We start from the raw sequence: 19,842 nt of genomic DNA, 5'->3' as shown, positions 1-19,842 counted from the left end.
ACCGAGAGGGATACCTCCGTAACATCCACACTATGCCGAATATTCGAGCGAATTCCGGCGTCCCGGAGACCGTGCTGGCGGGGAGAGGCACCTCGGCCCGTTTCGACGGGTCGCGCCTGCTGATAGTCCGGGGCCGGACGACATGGACTGCGCCAGTCGAGGCCCTGGCCTCCGCGGAGTTGATCTATGGGCACACCGTACGGATCGACATCAGCGGGGAGGGGGATGCGGCCGGAGCGGCCCAAGGGCTCGGGCGGACCGTGGAGTTACGGGCGCCCAACGCGCAGGCCGCGCAGGCGTTCCACGGGCAGGTGTCGGCCGCCATGGCGCGGACCAGTCGCGCGGCGGACGGTCTTGCGCTGGTCCGGGTGGACCGGGGAGCGGGCCGGTCATTCAGGCTGAGCCCGGGTGCGCGGCGCGCCGCGGTGATCTCGGCCGGTGTCACGGTGTACGCCGTGCTGCTGGCCGTACTCGGCGTGGCGGGCCCGCTGGGCGCCGGGCTCGCCGTGGCGTCCCTCGCCCCGGGTGGGGTGGCCGGACTGGCGGGCGGGGGCATCCTGTGGCGGGTGGGGCGCCGTGTGCGCTCGCTGTGGCTGCTGCGCAGGCGCGGTATCGGAGTGGTGGGCAAGGTAACCGGCCATGTGAAGATCTGGAGCAAGGGGGGACATCTCTGGGTGTTCTCGACGATGACATTCACCACTGTCGACAAGCGGCGCATGCCCGACGTTCCGTCGGTCGTCACCATCTGGGGTTTCAAAGAGGGCGCGCTGTCCGGGCAGCCGGTCGAGCTGATCTACGATCCGGAGCACCCGACCCGCGCCAGCCGGCCGCCCACCGTGGGATTCGCCGTGCGTACGCTCGTGCTGGCCCTGCCGGGGGTGCTCCTGGTGGCGGGCTGGGCGATCTGCGTCTTGATCAATCTGCCGGGGTGACGGGGCGCTATGTTCGCCCCATGTACACCACGAGCGTCACCGGGCATGTGCGGGCCTCGCGTGCGGCCGTCTACCGGGCGCTGGTGGACGGGCGCGCGGTGGCGGCGTGGCGGGTGCCGGACGGGATGAGCGGCCGGGTGCGCGAGTTCGAGGGGCGCGAGGGCGGGAGGTTCCGCGTCTCGCTCACCTATGACGCCCCGACCGGCACCGGCAAGTCGGGCCCGCGCACCGATACGTACCACGGCCGTTTCGTGGAGCTCGTACCCGACGAGCGGGTGGTGGAGGCGATCGAGTTCGAGGCCGCCGACCCCGCGCTGCGCGGCACGATGACGATGACGACCACGCTCACCGATGCGGGCGGGGGCACCGATGTCCTCGTCGTGCACGAAGGGGTTCCCGACGCCGTGCCCGCCGCCGACAACGAGACGGGCATGCGGATGGCGCTCGCGAAGCTCGCCCGGTTCGTCGAGGCGAGCGAGGCGGGCGGTGGCTCCGGCGCGGGGGGTTGAAGCGTCCAGTTAAAGTGGGCGGGAGAACTTCATCCGCGTCCGATCAGGGGAAGTCGGTGCAAATCCGGCGCTGACCCGCAACCGTGAGCACGCGCCCGGCGGGCCGTGCGAGCCGGAGTACCTGGGCGGGCGCGACGCAGGAGGCTCCCGCCGTCCGGGTGTCCGGCGGCGGCACCGTCGTGGGATGCGGAGCTGAGCCCGGTGCCACCGCGTGGCGGAGTGTTCCGCGCGTGGGTGGGCGGCCGTGGGTGGCTGCGTAACGCCCCTGATCGAGAGGCACCCCAGCCATGAACGTACGCCGCAGCGCCGCGGCCCTGGCCATCTCCGCCGCCCTGTGCGCGACCGCCGTGGCCACCGCGCCCGCCGCGTTCGCCGACGACGCCAAGCGTCCGGAGGGGCTGTACGGCACCAAGGACCCCACGTTCGACGGGGTGTGGCGGCAGTCGCTCGCGCTGCTCGCCCAGGACGCGACGGGGGTGAAACCGGCCAAGTCGGCCATCGACTGGCTCGCCGGGCAGCAGTGCGCGGACGGCGGCTTCGCCGCGTACCGGGCCGACACCCAGAAGGCGTGCGACCCGAAGAAGGGCGAGTTCACGGACGCGACCTCGGCCGCGATACAGGCCCTCGCCTCGGTGGGCGGCCGGTCGGCGGCGGTGGAGAAGGGCATCGGCTGGCTCAAGCACAGCCAGAACGACGACGGCGGCTGGTCCATGAACCCCGGCGGCACCAGCGACGCCAACTCCACCTCGGCCGCGGTCGGCGCCTTCGCCACGGCCGGAATCGATCCGGTGGAGGTCGCGGCCGCGGCCAGCGGCAAGACCCCGTACGACGCGCTGCTCGGGCTCCAGCTGGACTGCTCGGCGAAGGCGGGGCAGCGGGGGGCGTTCGCGTACACGTCGGGCAAGGGCACGCCCGCCGCCAACGATCTGGCCACCGTGAGCGCGGCGCTGGCCACCCGGGGCTCGGGCTTCGTCTTCGACCCCGTCGGCAAGGACGGCCACAAGAGCCCCAAGCCGCTGAAGTGCGAGGGCAACGACGGGAACGGCGGTGCGGACCGTGCGCCGGAGGACGCCTCCGAGGCCGCGCTCGCCTACCTCTCCACCACCATGTCCGACAACGGCATGCACCTGAAGTCCGCGACGCCCGGCGCCGCCAAGGCCCAGCCCGACTTCGGCGCCACCGCCGACGCGATCATGGCGCTCGCCGCGGGTGAGCACAGCGCGGCCGCGGCCAGGCCGTTGCAGTGGCTGCAGGGCAAGGACAGCGGCGCGGCGGCCTGGGCGAAGGGCGACCCGGGCGCGCTGGCCAAGCTGGTGCTCGCGGCGCACGCGGCCGGTGCCGATCCGCGGCACTTCGGCGACGCCGACCTCGTAGAGCAGCTCAACGCCACCGGACCGGCCCCCGTCGAGCAGCAGGCGTCGGAGAAAAAGAGCGAGAAGGACGACGACGGCGGGAGGGGCAGCGTCTGGTGGATCGTCGGGAGCTGCGCGGTGGCCGGTATGGGCATCGGTTTCCTGTTCAGCGGCCGTAAGCGGCAGCGGGTTTGATGGTCGGCCGTGCGGTGATCCGGCTGCTGCCCGTCCTCGTGCTGCCGCTCGTGGCCGTGCTCGCCGGTGCCGCGCCCGCGCACGCCGAGGGGTACCGCTACTGGTCGTTCTGGCAGCGCGGCGGGGACGGCGGCGGCTGGACGTACGCGGCGCAGGGCCCCTCCGCGGTCCGCCCCGGCGACGGCGGCATGATCGGCTTCCGCTTCGCCGTCAGCGAGGATTCCCGCGACGCCGCCCGCCCCCGTGACACGGCCCGCTTCGGCGCGGTCTGCGACGCGGAGACGCCCGCCAAGGGCGGCACGAAGCGGATCGCGGTCGTCCTCGACTTCGGCACCGCCCAAGACGCGCCGGACGGCCGTACACCACCGAAGTCCCGTACGGCGTGCGCCCGGGTCGGCGCGGACGCGACCGCCGGGGAGGCGCTGGCGGCGGTGGCGAAGCCGCTGCGCTACAACTCCTCCGCCCTGCTGTGCGCCATCGCGGGCTACCCGAGGTGGGGCTGCGGGGAGTCGGTGGCGTCCCACCCGAGCTCAGGGGACGAAGACGGCGGCCCATCGGCGGGCCTGATCGGCGGCGCGGCAGCCGTGGCCGTACTCGCCACCGCGGCGGTCTGGCAAACCCGCCGCCGCCGGAGGTGACCACGATGGGGCCACGGGGCGCGCTGCACGCCGGGGCGTGGTGGGTGTGGGCGCTGGGGTTGGGGACGGCCGCGTCCCGCACCGGCAATCCACTGCTGCTCGGGCTGATCGTCGCGGTCGCGGGGTACGTGGTGGCGGTGCGCCGTACCGATGCGCCGTGGGCGCGTTCGTACGGCGCGTTTCTGAAGCTCGGGCTGGTCGTGCTCGCGATCCGGCTCGTCTTCGCGTTGTTCTTCGGCTCGCCGATTCCGAGTACCCGGGTGCTGTTCACGCTGCCCGAAGTGCCGCTGCCCGGCTGGGCGCAGGGGGTGCGGATCGGGGGGCGGGTCACGGCCGAGGGGCTGGTGTTCGCGCTGTACGAGGGGCTGCGGCTGGCCACGCTGCTGGTCTGCGTCGGCGCGGCGAACGCGCTGGCCAGCCCGGCGCGGCTGCTCAAGTCGCTGCCGGGCGCGCTGTACGAGGCGGGCGTGGCGGTGGTCGTGGCGATGACCTTCGCGCCCCATCTGGTGGCGGACGTCCAGCGGCTGCGTGCGGCGCGGCGGCTGCGCGGGCGCCCCGATCGCGGGGTGAAGGCGCTGCTCCAGGTGGGGCTTCCGGTGCTGGAGGGCGCGTTGGAGCGGTCCGTGGCGCTGGCGGCGGCGATGGACGCGCGCGGTTACGGCCGCACCGCGCGGGTCCCGCCCGCGGTGCGCCGTACGACGGCCGCGCTGACGCTGGGCGGGCTGCTCGGCGTCTGCTGCGGTACGTACGGGCTGCTCTCGTCGCAGGGCGCGGGGTACGGGATCCCGCTGCTGCTGGCCGGGCTCGCCGCCGCGCTGGGCGGGCTGTGGCTGGGCGGGCGCCGGTCGGTCCGCAGCCGTTACCGGCCGGACCGGTGGGGGGTGCGGGCCTGGCTGGTGTCGGGGTCGGGGGCGGCGGTCGCGGCGCTGATGATCTGGGCCGCCTCGTACGCACCGGAGGCCCTGAATCCGCCCGCCGTGCCGCTCGCCGCACCGGACTTGCCGCTGTGGCCCGCGGCGGGCGTCCTGCTGGGGCTGCTCCCGGCGTTCGTCGCCCCAGCACCGGCACAGGCACAGGCACCGGCACCCGCACCAGACCGCAACCCCGAGGAGGTCACCCCGTGATCCGCTTCGAGCAGGTGTCCGTCACCTACGACGGCGCCGCCCGGCCCGCCCTCCACGGGGTGGAACTCACCGTTCCGGAGGGCGAGCTGGCGCTGCTCGTCGGCCCCTCCGGAGTCGGCAAGTCGACACTGCTGGGCGCCGTCTCCGGGCTGGTGCCGCACTTCAGCGGGGGCACCCTGCGCGGCCGGGTCACGGTCGCGGGGCGGGACACCCGTACCCACAAGCCCCGCGAACTGGCCGACGCCGTCGGCACCGTGGGCCAGGACCCCCTGGCTCACTTCGTCACCGACACCGTCGAGGACGAACTGGCCTACGGGATGGAGTCGCTGGGCCTGCCGCCCGACACGATGCGCCGCCGCGTCGAAGAGACCCTCGACCTCCTCGGCCTCGCCGAGCTGCGCGACCGGCCCCTGGCGACCCTCTCCGGCGGGCAGCGGCAGCGGGTCGCGATCGGGTCGGTGCTCACCCCGCACCCCCGGGTCCTGGTGCTGGACGAGCCCACCTCGGCCCTCGACCCCGCCGCCGCGGAAGAGGTGCTGGCCGTGCTGCAGCGGCTGGTGCACGACCTGGGCACGACCGTGCTGATGGCCGAACACCGGCTGGAGCGGGTGGTGCAGTACGCGGACCAGGTGATCCTGCTGCCCGCCCCCGGCGCGGCCCCGGTCGTCGGCGAACCGGCCGAGATCATGCCGGTCTCGCCCGTGCAGCCGCCGGTCGTGGCGCTGGGCGGCCTCGCGGGGTGGACGGCCCCGGTCCCGCTGTCCGTACGGGACGCGCGCCGCAAGGCGGGGCCGCTGCGGGAACGGCTGGCTCCCCTCGCACCGCCCGCGCCGCACGAAGCCCCCGATGGCGCACCGGCCGGGCAGGCCGAGCGGCTGTCCGTACGGCACGGGCGCGTCGAGGCGCTGCGCGACGTCGGCCTCTCGGTGCGGCCCGGTGAGACGGTGGCGCTGATGGGCCGCAACGGGGCCGGAAAATCGACGCTGCTCTCCGCGTTCGTCGGGATGCGCGAACCGGCCGCCGGAACCCTGCGCGTCGGCGCCGAGCGCCTCGTACCGCACCGCACCCGCCCTGCCGAACTCCTGCGCCACGTGGGCCTCGTACCGCAGGAGCCGCGCGATCTGCTGTACGCGGACACGGTGGCGGCCGAGTGCGCGGCCGCCGACGAGGACGCGGGGGCGGCGCCCGGCACCTGCCGGAAGCTGGTCACGGAGCTGCTGCCCGAGGTGGCGGACGACGCCCATCCGCGCGATCTGTCCGAGGGGCAGCGGCTCGCGCTCGCGCTGTCCGTCATCCTCACGGCCCGCCCGCCGCTCCTGCTGCTGGACGAGCCGACGCGCGGACTGGACTACGCGGCGAAGGCACGGCTGACCCGGGTGCTGCGCGGACTGGCGGCGGACGGCCATGCCATCGTGCTGGCCACGCACGACGTGGAGCTGGCGGCCGAACTCGCCCACCGGGTCGTCATCCTGGCCGACGGCGAGGTGGTCGCGGACGGGCCGACGGCGGAGGTCGTGATGTCCTCCCCCGCGTTCGCCCCGCAGGTCGCGAAGATCCTCGCGCCGCTGCCGTGGCTGACCGTGCCACAGGTGCGCGAGGCGCTGGAGCGGGCGCGATGAACGAACCCCACCCATCCCGCATACGGGCCATCCGGCTCGGGCCGCGCTCGATCGTCGCCCTCGCCCTCGTCTCCGCGGTCGGCGTCGCCGCGTTCACGTGGCCGCTTCTCGCGCCCGCCCACTCCGGCGTCGCCGCCCACGCCGCCGACGCGCCCTGGCTGTTCGCCGCGCTGCTGCCGCTGCTGCTGGCGGTGGTCGTGGCGACGATCGCCGACACCGGGCTGGACGCGAAGGCCATCGCGATGATCGGCGTACTGGCGGCCGCGGGCGCGGCGCTGCGGCCGCTGGGCGCGGGCACGGCGGGCATCGAGCCGATGTTCTTCCTGATGGTGCTCTCGGGGCGGGTGCTGGGCCCCGGTTTCGGGCTGGTGCTCGGCGCGGTGACGATGTTCGCGTCGGCGCTGCTCACGGGCGGTGTCGGGCCCTGGATGCCGTACCAGATGCTGGCGATGGGGTGGGTCGCGCTGGGCGCGGGGCTGCTGCCCGGCGCCGGGCGGCCGCACGGCCGCGGCGAGCTGGCGCTGCTGGCGGGGTACGGGGCTCTCGCGTCGGTGGCGTACGGGACGGCGATGAACCTCCAGGGCTGGACGCTGACGCAGGGGATGTCCTCGTGGATCAGCTATGTGCCGGGCGATCCGGTCGCCGCGAACCTGGCCCGCTTCGTCGCGTACTGCCTGGCGACCTCGCTCGGCTGGGACCTGCCGCGCGCGGTGGTGACGGTGGTGCTGACCCTCACCCTCGGCGGGCCGATCCTGCGGGCGCTGCGGCGCGCCACACGGCGGGCGGCGTTCGAGGCGCCGGTGACGTTCGAGCGCGCCTGATCGCGGATGACGAGCGGATGACGAAGCGGGCCCGGTGCGCGGTACGCACCGGGCCCGCTCGTCACTACCCGCTTACTGGTGGAACACGTTCACGTTCCACTGCGCGACCCATCGGCCGTCACCGAACTGGAGGTTGGCCGTGCACTTGTAGGTATCGCCGTCACAGTTCAGGGCCGTCACCGGGACCGGCGCCTGCACCGACTTCACGGACTTCACGGACGCGCTACGGGCCGCGCTCTGGTGGAAGACCCGCGCGTCCCACTGCGCGACCCACCGGCCGTCACCGAACTGGAGGTTGGCCGTGCACTTGTAGGTATCGCCGTCACAGTTCAGGGCCGTCACCGGGACCGGCGCCTGCACCGACTTGGCGGAAGCGCTCCGGGCCGCGCTCTGGTGGAACACGTTCGCGTTCCAGTCCGCGGCCCACCGGCCGTCACCGAACCGCAGCCCGGCCGTGCACTTGTAGGTGTCACCATCGCAATTGAGGGTGGTCACGGGGACGGGCGCGGCGGTGGCGGCCGGGGCGACCGCGGTCGAGACCATGAGCAGGGCTCCCAGCCCCAGGAACGTACCGGTGAGCATTCGGCGAGCAGACATGTCGTCGCTTCCCTTTCGACTCCGGCCACACAAAAGGTGATATCAAAGCAAATCACCCCAATAGGCCGATCTGATGACATGTCAGAGGCTAGCTTCACACCGGTCGTGGATCGCTTGAGCGCTAAAGCCGCTGAATGATCGTCCCCGTCGCCAGCGCCCCGCCCGCGCACATCGTGATCAGCGCGAACTCCTTGTCCGCCCGCTCCAGTTCATGCAGCGCCGTGGTGATCAGCCGCGCCCCCGTCGCCCCCACCGGGTGCCCGAGCGCGATGGCGCCGCCGTTGACGTTCACCTTCTCCATGTCCTGCTCGAAGACCCGCGCCCAGGACAGCACGACCGACGCGAACGCCTCGTTGATCTCGATCACGTCGATGTCCTGGAGCGTCATCCCGGCCTTCCCCAGCACGGCCCGGGTCGCGTCGACCGGACCGTCCAGGTGGTAGTGCGGATCGGTGCCGACCAGGGCCTGGGCCACGATCCGGGCGCGCGGCCGCAGCTTCAGCGCGCGGGCCATCCGCTTGGACGCCCACAGCACCGCGCACGCGCCGTCCGAGATCTGGGAGGAGTTGCCCGCCGTGTGCAGGGCGGTCGGCATGACGGGCTTGAGCCCGCCGAGCGCCTCCATGCTGGTGTCGCGCAGCCCCTCGTCCCGGTCGACGGCCCGCCACATGCCCTCTCCGGCCGCCTGTTCCTCCTCGGTGGTGGGCACCTGCACCGCGAAGGTCTCGCGCTTGAACCGCTCCTCGGCCCAGGCCCGGGCCGCGCGCTCCTGGGACATCAGGCCGAGGGCGTCGACGTCCTCCCGGGTGAGCCCGCGCCGCCGGGCGATCCGCTCTGCGGCCTGGAACTGGTTGGGGAGGTCGACGTTCCACTCGTCGGGGAACGGTTTGCCCGGCCCGTGCTTGGAGCCGCTGCCGAGCGGCACCCGCGACATGGCCTCGACGCCGCAGCCGATGCCGACGTCGATGACGCCGGTGGCGACCATGGTGGCCACCATGTGGTTGGCCTGCTGGGACGATCCGCACTGGCAGTCCACGGTCGTCGCCGCCGTCTCGTACGGAAGGCCCATGGCCAGCCAGGCGGTGCGCGTGGGGTTCATGGACTGCTCCCCCGCGTGGGTGACCGTGCCGCCGACAATTTGTTCGACGCAGTCGGGCTGGATGCCGGTGCGGGCGAGGAGTTCGCGGTAGGTTTCACCGAGGAGATAGGCGGGGTGGAGATTGGCGAGCGCGCCTCCGCGCTTCCCGATGGGGGTGCGTACGGCTTCGACGATGACGGGTTCCGCGGCCATGACTCGTCCTCTTCTCCATCGCGTCCGCGGGGGCTCCCGGCAGCGCCGCCCGCGCCAGAACTAGTACGCGTTCTAGTTCTTCGCTCAGTCTGCTGAGGCCCGGCCTGACGGCGCAAGGGTTGTGCACAGGGCGAGTTGGAGCCTCTGCCGCCAAGAAGCCCCGCCATGGCCCTTGCTAGTTATAGAACCCGTTACTACCTTCTGGACACTTTCTGATAGGCCGTCAGATCTGGAGTGGCCGATGTCCTGTCCAGCGCTCCCCGAAGGCTTTGACTTCACCGACCCCGACCTCCATCAGCACCGGGTGCCACTCCCCGAGTTCGCCCAGCTGCGGCAGACGGCCCCCGTGTCGTGGATTCCGCAGCGGCACGGCATCGCGGGCTTCGACGACGACGGCTACTGGGCCGTCACCCGGCACACCGACGTCAAGGAGGTCTCGACCCGGCCCGAGATCTTCTCCTCGCACCGCAACACCGCGATCATCCGCTTCAACGAGCACATCCAGCGCGAGCAGATCGAGGTCCAGAAGCTGATCATGCTCAACATGGACCCGCCCGAGCACACCCGGGTCCGTCAAATCGTCCAGCGCGGTTTCACCCCGCGCGCGATCCGCTCCCTGGAGGACGCCCTCCACGACCGCGCGACCCGCATCGTGGCCAGTGCGAAGGAGAACGGCACCGGCGATTTCGTCACCGACATCGCCTGCGAACTCCCCCTCCAGGCCATCGCCGAGCTGATCGGCATCCCCCAGCTGGACCGGTCCAAGATCTTCGACTGGTCCAACAAGATGGTCGCGTACGACGACCCGGAGCTGGCCATCACCGAGGAGATCGGCGCCGAGTCGGCCATGGAGCTGATCTCGTACGCCATGAACCTGGCCACCGACCGCAAGCAGTGCCCCGCCAAGGACATCGTCAGCGCGCTGGTCGCCGCGGAGGACCAGGGCAACCTGGGCTCCGACGAGTTCGGCTTCTTCGTCCTGCTGCTGGCCGTCGCGGGCAACGAGACCACCCGCAACGCCATCAGCCACGGCATGCACGCCTTCCTCACCCACCCCGACCAGTGGGAGCTGTTCAAGCGCGAGCGCCCGGCCACCGCCCCCGACGAGATCGTCCGGTGGGCCACCCCCGTGATGTCCTTCCAGCGCACCGCCACCCAGGACACCACGCTCGGCGGCCAGAGCATCGGGGCGGGCCAGCGCGTCGGGGTGTTCTACTCCTCCGCCAACAACGACCCCGAGGTCTTCGACCGCCCCGAGGTCTTCGACATCAGCCGCGACCCCAACCCCCACCTCGGCTTCGGCGGCGGCGGGCCGCACTTCTGCCTCGGCAAGAGCCTCGCCGAACTGGAGATCCGGCTGATCTTCAACGCGATCGCGGACACCCTCCCCGGCATCCGCCTCACCGGCGCCCCGCGGCGGCTGCGGTCGGCCTGGCTGAACGGGATCAAGGAGCTGCGGGTGAGCTACGCGTAGCCCACCCGCAGCCCATGACCACCGTCGCTCGCTACTTCCCTACTTGAACGGCACGTTGATGCAGGCCACCCGGTTCCCGGCCATGCCCGCCCGCCCCGACTGCGTGGCGGTGCCATGCTCGTGGATCACCACCGAGCGCGCCTCACCGGCCCTGAAGTGCCACTTCACCAGGGACTTGGCGCGGCCGTCGCCACTGCTGTTGGTGGTGAGGTCGAGCCACATCTCATTGCGCGGGTTGGCGTACTTGGGGTTCGTGGACGGCTGCTTCGGGTCCTTCATGTTCTGGTAGTGCGGGCCGGATGAATCGGGCCGGGTACCGCACGGCTTGGTGTGCACGTGTATCCCGAAGTGGTGGTCCGGTTGGACCCCGCGCAGGGCCAGGAAGACGAACGTGCCGTGCTTCCCGTGCATGCCGTTCATCCCGTGCTCTCGCATCTCGTGGTTCCGCATCTGGTGGTCCCCCATCCCGTGCGGAATCCGCGCCTCCACGACGAGCACCACGGCGGTCGTGGGCACGAGCGCCTTGTCGTACGTCACCGCGCCATGGGTGCCCTGGGCCTGCGAGGCGGGCCGGAACCGCTCCAGGACGAACGCCGTGGGATTCGGCGAAGGGTGGCCCGTGCCGCTCGGCGCGGCGACCGCGGGTGAAATGACGGCCATCGATGCGGCCACCGCTGCGGCGGCCGCGGTTACCAGGGACATTCTCAGATCCCTCCTCGGTCGGGACCCCCGAGATTTCCTGGCGTTTATACCGCTTTTCCTCACGCTAGACCGGTGCACCGGACCCTTCAACGCGAGGCGTCGGCCGGTTCGGCGTCCTCCCTCTCCTGGGGGACCCCCGCCACCTGGGACGTTTCCCCCGGCTCCCCGGCGCGTGGCCTCCGTACCAGCGCCCGGGTGCGCTCCCGTACGCCCCGGGCGCCCGCCGACAGCATCTCGGTGACCGAGCCGTTGGCCGCCTCGGACGGCTTCCTGCCGACCCCGAGCAGCACGTACTGCAGACCGAATCCGGCCGCGACGACGGCCGCCCCGCCGACCGCGTCCAGCACATAGTGGTTCGCCGTGCCGACGATCACCGCGACCGTGAGCAGCGGGTACAGCATGCCGAGGATCTTCATCCACAGGTACGGCGCCACCAGCGCGATGACCACACCGCACCACAGCGACCAGCCCACGTGCAGCGACGGCATGGCCGCGTACTGGTTGGACAGCTTGGTGAGCGCGCCGAAGTCCGGGTTGTTCAGGTCCTGCGGGCCGTGCGCCGTGTCGACGTACCCCAGGCCCATCAGCCGCGGCGGGGCCAGCGGGTAGAGCCAGAAGCCGACCAGCGCGAGCATCGTCGCGAACGCGAGCGGGGTGCGGGCCCAGCGGTAGGTCGCGGGCCGGCGCAGATAGAGCCAGCCCAGCAGGGACAGCGGGATCAGGAAGTGGAAGGTGCTGTAGTACCAGTTCATGCCGTCCCTCAGCCACGGGGTGTCCGCGACGAGGAGGTTGAACCAGTGTTCGATGTCGATGTGCAGGAAGCGCTCGATGGACAGCACCTGGTGGCCGTGGCCCTCGGCGACGCCGCGTTCGTCGGGCGCGTGGGCGCGCACCCATGAGTACCCGAAGTAGCCGACGCGGATGAACATCAGCTCCAGCAGCAGGTTCGGCCGGGACAGCGGCCGCCGCACGAAGCGCAGCAGCGGCACCCAGGCGAAGCGGCTCCGGACCGGCTCCTGGACCGGCGTCGGCTCCGGACTGTCCCACCGGGGGGAGGTCCGGGAGACGAACGGCACCAGGCAGGCCGCGGCGAGCGCGGCCAGCAGCGGCGCGTTGTAGCCGATGTGCCCGGCGATCTCGATGTCGGGCAGCAGCGCGGTCCGGCTCAGCGACATCACCAGCACCACCAGCACCGGCCACACCAGCCGGTCGGCGGACCGGCGGCCCACCCGGCCGACGACCGCGAGCAGAATCCACAGCTGCTGGTACTGCCAGGAGGTGGGCGAGACCGCCAGCGCCACACAGCCGGTGATCGCGGCGGCCAGCAGCAGCTGCCCGTCCCGCGCGTACCGCACCGCGCGCCGCAGGCCGACGACCGCGACCGCCACCGCCAGGACCGCGAGCAGCGCCAGCTCGGCCGGGCCCTCCAGACCGATGCGCAGCAGCAGCCCGTGCAGCGACTGGTTGGCCAGGCTGTCGGCGGGCTCGCCGAGCCCGGCGCCGCCGAGGTGGTGGACCCAGTACGTCAACGAGTCGCGCGGCATGGCCGCCCAGGCCAGCACCGTGCACGCGGCGAACGTCGCACCCGCGAGCCCCGCTCCGCGCCGCCGCCCGGTGAGCCACATGACGACGGCGAACAGCAGCAGCGCGGGCTGCAGTGCGGCGGCCACGCCGATGAGGACGCCCGCCTGCCGTCCGGAGGTGCGGGGCAGCACGGTGAGCACGACGAGCAGCACCGGAATGATGCTCGTCTGGCCGAGGGTGAAGGTGTTGCGGACCGGCAGGGACAGCGTCAGCAGGCAGAGCGCCACCGGCGCGGCCAGCAGCGCGGTGCGGCGCGAGACCGGCCCCGGCAGGGCGCGCGCGGCCGTCAGCCCGAGGACGACGACGAGCAGCAGGGTGCCGAACGTCCAGGCGACGCCCAGACTCTGCTCGGCGGCCCGGGTCAGCGGCTTGAGCACCAGCCCGGAGAACGGGGTGCCGGTGAACGCGTCCCCGTCGTAGAGCGAACCGCCCACATGGAGGACGCCCTGTTCGCCGATCCAGGTCTCCAGATCGGTCAACCGCTCGTCCGGGGGCAGCCGCAGCACCGCCGCCGCCTGCCGGACGGCGAGCAGGGCGGCCAGCACCCAGAGGGCGCCGAGCCCCATCATCGTCCGTGACGTCCGAGCCCCGAGGGCACCCGAACCCGCCCCCGTGCCCGGGGTACTGCGCAGTCCGCTTCGCTCCACGTTCGACACGCCCTGCCGCTCCCCCACTCGCCCTGTTTTGTTCGGAATATTTGAGACCCTACTGAGCCCATTACTCAGACGCGTCACACCCCCTCTTCACCTGACCGACTTCCAGCGTTGTCCGAAAACTGTCAGGCTTTGGCGGGAGTACGTCTGTACTGAGCGATACGGAGCGATCCATACAGCCCCGGCCAATTTCACCAGGGCCGTGGGGTGCGCCGCGAATCGGGACCCGCGGCGCGCTGAAACGTCCCCGGAGTGATCCCGAAACACCGTACGAACCACCGGTGGAAGTGACTTTGGCCGGCGAACCCCGCCCCGGCCGCCGCCTCCGCCGCCGTACGCCCCGCCAGCAGCAGCCCGCGCGCCCGGCGCAGCCGCAGCTGACGCTGGAAGTCGCTCGGCGCCATCCCGTACTCCGCCCGGAACGCCCGGTAGAGCGCGAACCGGCTGCACCCCGCCGCCTCCGCCAGCCGCTCCGCCGGTATCTCCGTCGCGTACGCCTCCTCCAGCAGCGCCCGCGCCCGCCGCGCGCCCCACGCCTGCCCGCCGCCCCCGCCGCCCCCGGTCGGCCACGCCCGGGGCCGCACCGGGCGGGTGGCGCTGCGCCGCACCATCGCGCCGACGGCCGCGGTCAGCCGCTCGTCGCGGACGAGCGGACCGGCGCCGCCGACCAGGGCGGTGTGCAGCCGCAACAGGGCGCGCCCCAGGGCCGGGTCGTCCAGCACGGGCTCGTCGAACAGCGGCAGCGGCCCCGCCCCGTCCCCGCCGCCTCCCACATCGGCGAGTACGTTCCGCACCACATCGGGGCCGATATGCGTGATGCGGTACTTGTAGCCCAGCTCCGCCGCCGCCTCCCCGTCGTGCGGGTCGTCCGGGTTGAACACCATCACCATCCCCGCCCCGCTGGTCCGCAGCGCGCCCCGGCAGCGGAAGCGCTGCGCGCCGACCTCGGTGACCGCGAAGGAGTAGGTGTCGTGGCTGTGCGGAAGGAAGCGATGACTGAAGAAGTGCGCGTGCATGGCCTCGACGGACCGCTCCGGGTCACGCCAGTACCGCGCCCAGTCGCCCGACCCCCCGCCGCCCTCCGTGCCTCCTGCACCCATCACCCCATTCTGCGCGTCCCGCACCAGCGTTCAATACGGCACCCGGTGGCCCGGACGAAGGTGAGACACAACCCCAATGGCCCCAACACCCCCAACAACACCCGCCCCGCGCCCCACACCGCAGAGCCCCCCGACCTCAACTTGGTCGGCCTCGCCCTCTACGGCCCACGCGGCCAGGTAGACAGAGTGACGCGAGGCCTGCGGCCACACCGCTGACGGCACCTGGCCCGGTCGACGCAGACCGCCCCCGCCCTGCCCCGGGGTCGCGGGCAGGGGCGATCCGTTTCCGGTCGGCTGGCAGAGATCACGCGCCCGTGAGGATTGCCTTCGGCCGTCCGGCGCAACGGAGGCACTGGCACGGTGGCCACGCTGACGACTCCACCCGTACCAGCGGCCCGGTCAGTGTGACCACGCGTACCGGCCCATACGTCCGCCCACCATCCCGGGAGACCCGCATGGTCATCCTGGCGCCCCGCCTCACCCGGCATCGCCCCCGTGGACGACCCCGTCGTGGTGACGCTGCAATTCCACCGCACAGTCCGTCGCCCGGCTGTGGTTCCCGAGCCGACGCCACGCCGCCTGCTGGCGAAGTAACGCCGAACACACATCGCACTCATCGCTCTGTGAGACGTCCGGAGACTGAGGGACTGGCTTAGGGTCGAGCATGCTTGCGCTCCTGTTCAGCGTCGGCCATGCCCCCGGACGTGTGGCGCGTCGCGGGGGTCCTGATAGGCCGAGCCTGACGGCTCGTAAGCCGTGACTACAGGGAACGCGTTACCAGTTTCGGCACGCTATGACGCGACGCCCAGGAACTCGGCAAGCGCCCGCAGCCCCGCAGGCCGCGACGGCCCGTTCCACAGATCGGTGACGATGGCCACGGCGAGCGTGTGATGCCGCATCCACGCAGGTGCGTGTCGCTTCAGAGACTCAAGCGCCTTCACGGCGCCTTCAGCATCGCCCAAGTCGGTATGTGCCCGTGCCACGTCCAGCAGCAGCCAGGTGCGCCACGACGGCGGCGTGTCCTTCGACAGTCGCATCCCGCGCGCGAGGGCCAGGGCCTCGGTCGGCCGTTCGTGCTGGACCGCCAGGCGGACTCGTTCGATCCGGACCGATGACTTGCTGAAGACGCTCAGCAGCTTGCCGTCTTGCGGCGTCGGCATCTTGGCCAGCCGTCCCGCGGCCTTCTCCGCCGTCACCATCATGTCGTTCGCACGCTCGTAGTCCCCACTCCGCGCGTGACTCGTAGCGGCCGACATCAAGAGGCCACCCCACACGCGAAGCCCCTCAGACGTGCTGCTGTACTCCTTCTCGACCCCATCAGCCGCATGAACGGCCAGGTACCTGGCGTCATCCAGGCGTGCCTGGCGCTGGTAGGCCCAGGCAACGGAGTTGGAGATCATCGGAGCGAGCAGCGGGTCGGACGAGGCGTCAGCGGCCGCTATGGCGCGCTCCAGCGCCGCCAGCGCCAGATCTGTCTTCCCCATGCGGATGGCCAGATGGCCGCCGAGCTGCAGCGCCTTGCCGAGTACGGCCTGACCAGCTGCCCGCTGGTCGGTGTCTCCGACACTGGCCGCGAAGCGCGCGTCCGTGATCAGCCCTGGCAGCACGTACAGCAACTTGTCGAACTCGGCGGCATGGTAGAGCGTCCACCCGCCCGCGACCTGGCCCCTGATCCGCTCCAGAGACAGCGTCTCCAGATCGCCGGGCGGGGCCGGTGGGGCGAACAAGGGCGGCATGATGGCACGGCGTACGGCCACCATCTGAGGCGAATCGGATTCCCCTGTGGACGGAGCCCCCGGAGGATCACCCAAGAGGCTCGTCAGCTCGACGCCGAGGCCCGCGGCGAGGGCGTGCATGGTGGGCAGCGTGACCGAACTCTGCGGCTTCTGCTCCAACCGTCGGATCGTGTCGATGGAGGCGCCGGACCGCTCGGCCAAGCCCTCCTGCGTCAGGTCGGCCATCCGGCGCAGGCGCCTGACACGGTCCCCCAGATACTCCGTTGCCATGCGTCCAAGCTACTCCGAGCATGCGCACGGATACCCGGCGAAAGGACTCACGGCACACAGGAGAGGACTTGGCTCAGCGCCCACCCGCCCGTACGGATCAGGTCAGCGCTGAGCAGAAGCGGATAGGAAAGCGATGCCCACTGGAGTCGCGTTGTGGCAGGCGTTCTTTCCGTCGCGCAGGAGAGCCGTGAGGCCACCGTTGCGCAGGACGGTGGCGTGTTCGCTGGCACTGGCCAGAGAGATACGGGCATGTGCGGCGAGCTGGGTGGTGGTACTGCCGGGATGGTTGGCGATCACGCTCAGTACGGTGGCCCGGGTACGGCCGAGGAGCGCGGTCAGAGACTGGGATGGCTCTGCCAGCGCGGAAGCGGTAACGATGCCCGGCGCTGCGGAGAGCTGATGGTCCGAGCGGATGGGAAAGGTTATCCACGGCTGTGGTTCCGCGCTGTCGCACAGAGCCGGGTAGTGCGAGCCGAACAGGGTGGGGATGAGCAGTAACCCGCGGCCGTCGAGGTAAACATCGCCACTGCGCCCGGAGGCCATGGTGATGTGTAGCGCGGGAGGCTTCCAGATGATCCGGCGCGGGTTGAGTTCACGCAGGAGGCACTCCACTCCGCGCTCGCTCAGATGCCTCAGCCGAAGGGCCCGGTCCGCATGGGCAAGCCGGTCGATCTGTGGCCAGTACGGTGCGATGAAGCGCTCGTGAGCCTCTTCCACCAAGGCAGCGAGTTGTTGTACGAACGCGGGTTCCCGGCTGGCCCGGTATGTGTCCGGCGACAGCCGCACAGCACGCTGCCCGGCCCACTCCCGCAGATCCTGGCGTACACGCTCTGCCGGAGTGGAACGCAACTGCTCCACAAGATCGGCCGTGCCGGAAACGTGGGCGGAGGTGCTTGGTCGCACGGTGCCGCCAGGCATCGAAGTGAACGGGATGCGATCTCTCCTGCAACGGCCGGATACCGATGTCCAGCTCAACCAACGGACGAGGGCCCGAGGCCAGACGGGTGCGGGCTAGATCCTCTGCTGTGAAGTGGATGCGCAATGCCACGCCCGTGATTTTCCCTGGCGACCTCAGTTCGGGCCAGACCGAAACGAGTCGACGTGGTCACAGCAGGAGACGAGTCTGGAATCGCGATCGACAGGGCGCCAGGAGGGGACGACAGCAGATCAGCTCTGATTGCCGGGTGCCGTGGTCGATACATGCACCACACAGACAACAGTGGAGGGGAAACCATGCGTATTCGACGCTCTCTCGCAACTGCGGGAGCCGGGGCAGTGCTCGCACTCAGCGCAGTGACTCTGCCGGTCGCCGCCGCGAGCGCAGCACCAGCTGCGGGGCACGACGCGTACAGCGACCTCATGGTCGACGGAAAGTTCGTAGCGAGGACGTACTTCAATGCGGGAGAGGACAGCTTCACCATCACGAAGAAGTCCAACTACGGCAATCGCCCCTACGCAGAGTACCGCTACACCAAGATAAATGGCGACGAGCAGACCGGAACGCACTGGGGTGTCGCCGCCCTCAACAACCCCATCACCTTCGACCACAACTTCGGCAAGAACCGAGCGGTCCATTTCCGTACCTGCGTGCAGGTCGACTTCGCCATCGACGACTGCGACGACTGGGAGACGGGATACGCTGGTTGACAGTCCGGCGACACCGGAGCCGTCCTGGTTCCTGAAGGCTCCTGCAATGGTCGAGGTGGGACAGCCGAGTTGCATTGCTGCCCCACCTCGATCTACATCAACTTCAGCATTCTCCGCGCCACGCCACGCTGTACGCCACGAGTTGGCGAGGGGCAGTCCATTGATACTGCCCGGGCCCAGGATTGTAGTGGAAGCACGACGTAGCGGTAGCGTCGCCTTCGTACCAGTAGGTCAGGTCGACGTGGTCTGCACCGGGAAAACGGAACCCGTTGTTGAATACCCTGACGAAAGCCGCCTGGCCGCTCCAGTTCCCCGCCGTATGCAGCGTCCTGTTGCCGTTCGCGTCCCAGGCGCAGAAGTACCCTTTTTCACAACCGGGCGGGTTGGGCTCTGCGGCCGCCGTGGGCGAAAAACCCACCACCCCGCCGAGCGCCAACGCAGATGCTGTCGCACCTAAAATACTCTTCCGCACTGTAATATTCCCCGTTTCTCCGTGATGTCCCGCGAGTTCCAGAAGGCATGTTCGGCTAGCAGTGTGTGATGCGGGAACAACGCACGCAATAGGAAGCGCAGCATCCGGTAGACGGTCAGGCCCGGTCGTGTAGACGGGCTGTGTGCGATCGCGCGTCCGAGCTCGCTCAGCTGAGACGCGGTTCGGTACCAGTCGTGAACCGGAACTGGGCCAACCAGATTCGGGCAAGAGTTCCAAGGGTGAATGCGTGGCTCTGGCACGGCATTCGGGCTCGAGGGCTGGCACTCTGCTTCAGGTGCGATGGTCGGGGGCCGGGGGGCTGGCGTGATAATTGGGCACACCGCGGACGACGCGTTCGCCGATCCCCCTTCCACGTTCCGGTTCGCCGCTGGTGACCGTTCACTCAGGGTGCCTCGTCACGTGGCCTGTGTGATGGACGGCAACGGACGGTGGGCGGCCCAGCGGTCGCTGCCGCGTACGTCAGGTCATCGGGCGGCGGAGACGACCGTGATCGACGTCATCGAGGCAGCCCGGGCCGCGGGCGTGGAGTGGCTGAGCCTGTACGCCTTCTCCACCGAGAACTGGAGCCGGCCACGTGCCGAGGTCGACTATGTGATGCGGTTGGTACGCGGGGTGGTGCGCAAGCACGCGCCGCTGCTGCACGCCCGGGGTATCCGCTGCCGTTTCCTCGGGGTGAGCGACCCGAGGATTCCCCGAGCGCTGGCACGCGACTTCGCCGACCTGATGACACTGACCGGCGACAACCGAGGTATGACCTTGACCGTCGCGTTCGATCACGGCGGACGCGGGGACATCGTCGCGGCCGCGCGGTCACTGATCCGCGCGGGTGTGGCGGCCGAGGCGGTGGACGAGCGGAGTTTCGCCGCCCATCTGCCCTTCCCTGACACACCCGACGTGGATCTGGTCATCCGAACCTCGGGGGAACAGCGCATCTCCAACTTCATGCTCTGGCAGGTCGCCTACGCGGAATGGGTCTTCCCGACAGTGCTGTGGCCCGACTTCCGCGCGCCGCACTTCCTCGAATGCCTGCACACCTACCGGCAACGCGACCGCCGCTTCGGCGGTGTGCCGCCCGAGCGGAACGGAGACCCCCGATCGTGACCAT

General features: G+C 70.9%; 17 protein-coding genes and 1 riboswitch. Of the genes, 10 read left to right on the top strand and 7 right to left on the bottom strand.

All coding sequences use genetic code 11. From position 1 onward, the window contains the following. Window positions 1–32: 32 nt before the first annotated feature. The 7 genes from ABZ370_RS12295 to ABZ370_RS12265 all read left to right on the top strand — a co-directional run bounded on the left by ABZ370_RS12295 (window position 33) and on the right by ABZ370_RS12265 (window position 7,190). Window positions 33–932 (top strand): hypothetical protein, encoded by a 900-nt coding sequence (locus tag ABZ370_RS12295; protein WP_358619427.1) that lies wholly within the window; start codon window positions 33–35, stop codon window positions 930–932. Window positions 933–952: 20 nt separating this feature from the next. Beyond that, window positions 953–1,441, top strand: coding sequence for an SRPBCC domain-containing protein (locus ABZ370_RS12290; protein WP_358619425.1), 489 nt, complete (start codon window positions 953–955; stop codon window positions 1,439–1,441). A 47-nt stretch (window positions 1,442–1,488) separates the two neighbouring features. Then, window positions 1,489–1,563: riboswitch (cobalamin riboswitch) on the top strand. A 165-nt stretch (window positions 1,564–1,728) separates the two neighbouring features. Next, entirely contained in the window at window positions 1,729–2,988 is a 1,260-nt protein-coding gene (locus tag ABZ370_RS12285) for a prenyltransferase/squalene oxidase repeat-containing protein (RefSeq protein WP_358619424.1), read from the top strand. Next, entirely contained in the window at window positions 2,988–3,626 is a 639-nt protein-coding gene (locus tag ABZ370_RS12280) for an SCO2322 family protein (protein ID WP_358619423.1), read from the top strand. The genes ABZ370_RS12285 and ABZ370_RS12280 overlap by 1 nt, the downstream gene beginning before the upstream one ends. 5 nt (window positions 3,627–3,631) lie before the next feature. Then, window positions 3,632–4,750 carry a CbiQ family ECF transporter T component gene (locus ABZ370_RS12275; RefSeq protein WP_358619421.1) on the top strand — a complete coding sequence of 373 codons (1,119 nt, stop codon included), beginning with the start codon at window positions 3,632–3,634 and terminating at the stop codon, window positions 4,748–4,750. Continuing rightward, a complete protein-coding gene (locus ABZ370_RS12270) occupies window positions 4,747–6,369 on the top strand; it encodes an ATP-binding cassette domain-containing protein (protein ID WP_358619419.1) in 1,623 nt (540 codons plus the stop codon). Before ABZ370_RS12275 ends, ABZ370_RS12270 begins: the two co-directional genes overlap by 4 nt. Continuing rightward, the gene (locus ABZ370_RS12265; RefSeq protein ID WP_358619418.1) at window positions 6,366–7,190 is read left to right on the top strand and encodes an ECF transporter S component; all 825 of its coding nucleotides are present in this window, start codon (window positions 6,366–6,368) and stop codon (window positions 7,188–7,190) included. Before ABZ370_RS12270 ends, ABZ370_RS12265 begins: the two co-directional genes overlap by 4 nt. A 72-nt stretch (window positions 7,191–7,262) precedes the next feature. Here ABZ370_RS12265 and ABZ370_RS12260 read toward each other — a convergent pair whose 3' ends face one another. Then, window positions 7,263–7,787 carry a hypothetical protein gene (locus tag ABZ370_RS12260; RefSeq protein ID WP_358619416.1) on the bottom strand — a complete coding sequence of 175 codons (525 nt, stop codon included), beginning with the start codon at window positions 7,785–7,787 and terminating at the stop codon, window positions 7,263–7,265. Window positions 7,788–7,908: 121 nt separating this feature from the next. After that, window positions 7,909–9,078: a steroid 3-ketoacyl-CoA thiolase gene (locus tag ABZ370_RS12255; protein WP_358619415.1), complete on the bottom strand. Its 1,170-nt coding sequence runs from the start codon at window positions 9,076–9,078 to the stop codon at window positions 7,909–7,911. 241 nt (window positions 9,079–9,319) lie between these two features. Between ABZ370_RS12255 and ABZ370_RS12250 the strand changes: the two genes are divergently transcribed. Further along, the gene (locus ABZ370_RS12250; protein ID WP_358619414.1) at window positions 9,320–10,552 is read left to right on the top strand and encodes a cytochrome P450; all 1,233 of its coding nucleotides are present in this window, start codon (window positions 9,320–9,322) and stop codon (window positions 10,550–10,552) included. Between the two features lie 39 nt (window positions 10,553–10,591). On the opposite strand, the gene ABZ370_RS12245 is transcribed toward ABZ370_RS12250, so the two are convergent. The 5 genes from ABZ370_RS12245 to ABZ370_RS12225 form a co-directional block, all read right to left on the bottom strand. Further along, window positions 10,592–11,254 (bottom strand): superoxide dismutase family protein, encoded by a 663-nt coding sequence (locus tag ABZ370_RS12245; protein ID WP_358619412.1) that lies wholly within the window; start codon window positions 11,252–11,254, stop codon window positions 10,592–10,594. 86 nt (window positions 11,255–11,340) lie between these two features. Continuing rightward, complete coding sequence (locus ABZ370_RS12240; protein ID WP_358619858.1) at window positions 11,341–13,404, bottom strand: bifunctional glycosyltransferase 87/phosphatase PAP2 family protein; 2,064 nt, start codon at window positions 13,402–13,404, stop codon at window positions 11,341–11,343. A 278-nt stretch (window positions 13,405–13,682) separates the two neighbouring features. Then, window positions 13,683–14,591 carry an AraC family transcriptional regulator gene (locus tag ABZ370_RS12235; protein ID WP_358619410.1) on the bottom strand — a complete coding sequence of 303 codons (909 nt, stop codon included), beginning with the start codon at window positions 14,589–14,591 and terminating at the stop codon, window positions 13,683–13,685. Window positions 14,592–15,382: 791 nt separating this feature from the next. Next, the gene (locus ABZ370_RS12230; protein WP_358619409.1) at window positions 15,383–16,597 is read right to left on the bottom strand and encodes a helix-turn-helix domain-containing protein; all 1,215 of its coding nucleotides are present in this window, start codon (window positions 16,595–16,597) and stop codon (window positions 15,383–15,385) included. 102 nt (window positions 16,598–16,699) lie between these two features. Then, the gene (locus ABZ370_RS12225) at window positions 16,700–17,515 is read right to left on the bottom strand and encodes a helix-turn-helix transcriptional regulator (RefSeq protein WP_358619408.1); all 816 of its coding nucleotides are present in this window, start codon (window positions 17,513–17,515) and stop codon (window positions 16,700–16,702) included. Between the two features lie 357 nt (window positions 17,516–17,872). Between ABZ370_RS12225 and ABZ370_RS12220 the strand changes: the two genes are divergently transcribed. Both ABZ370_RS12220 and uppS read left to right on the top strand, forming a co-directional pair. Then, the gene (locus ABZ370_RS12220; protein WP_358619406.1) at window positions 17,873–18,244 is read left to right on the top strand and encodes a hypothetical protein; all 372 of its coding nucleotides are present in this window, start codon (window positions 17,873–17,875) and stop codon (window positions 18,242–18,244) included. A gap of 880 nt (window positions 18,245–19,124) precedes the next feature. Then, window positions 19,125–19,838, top strand: coding sequence for a polyprenyl diphosphate synthase (uppS, locus tag ABZ370_RS12215; RefSeq protein ID WP_358619404.1), 714 nt, complete (start codon window positions 19,125–19,127; stop codon window positions 19,836–19,838). Window positions 19,839–19,842: the final 4 nt, after the last annotated feature.

The sequence above is a fragment of the Streptomyces sp. NPDC005962 genome, from assembly GCF_040629205.1.
Classification (GTDB): domain Bacteria; phylum Actinomycetota; class Actinomycetes; order Streptomycetales; family Streptomycetaceae; genus Streptomyces.
This window is presented reverse-complemented; position numbering and strand designations above follow the sequence as displayed.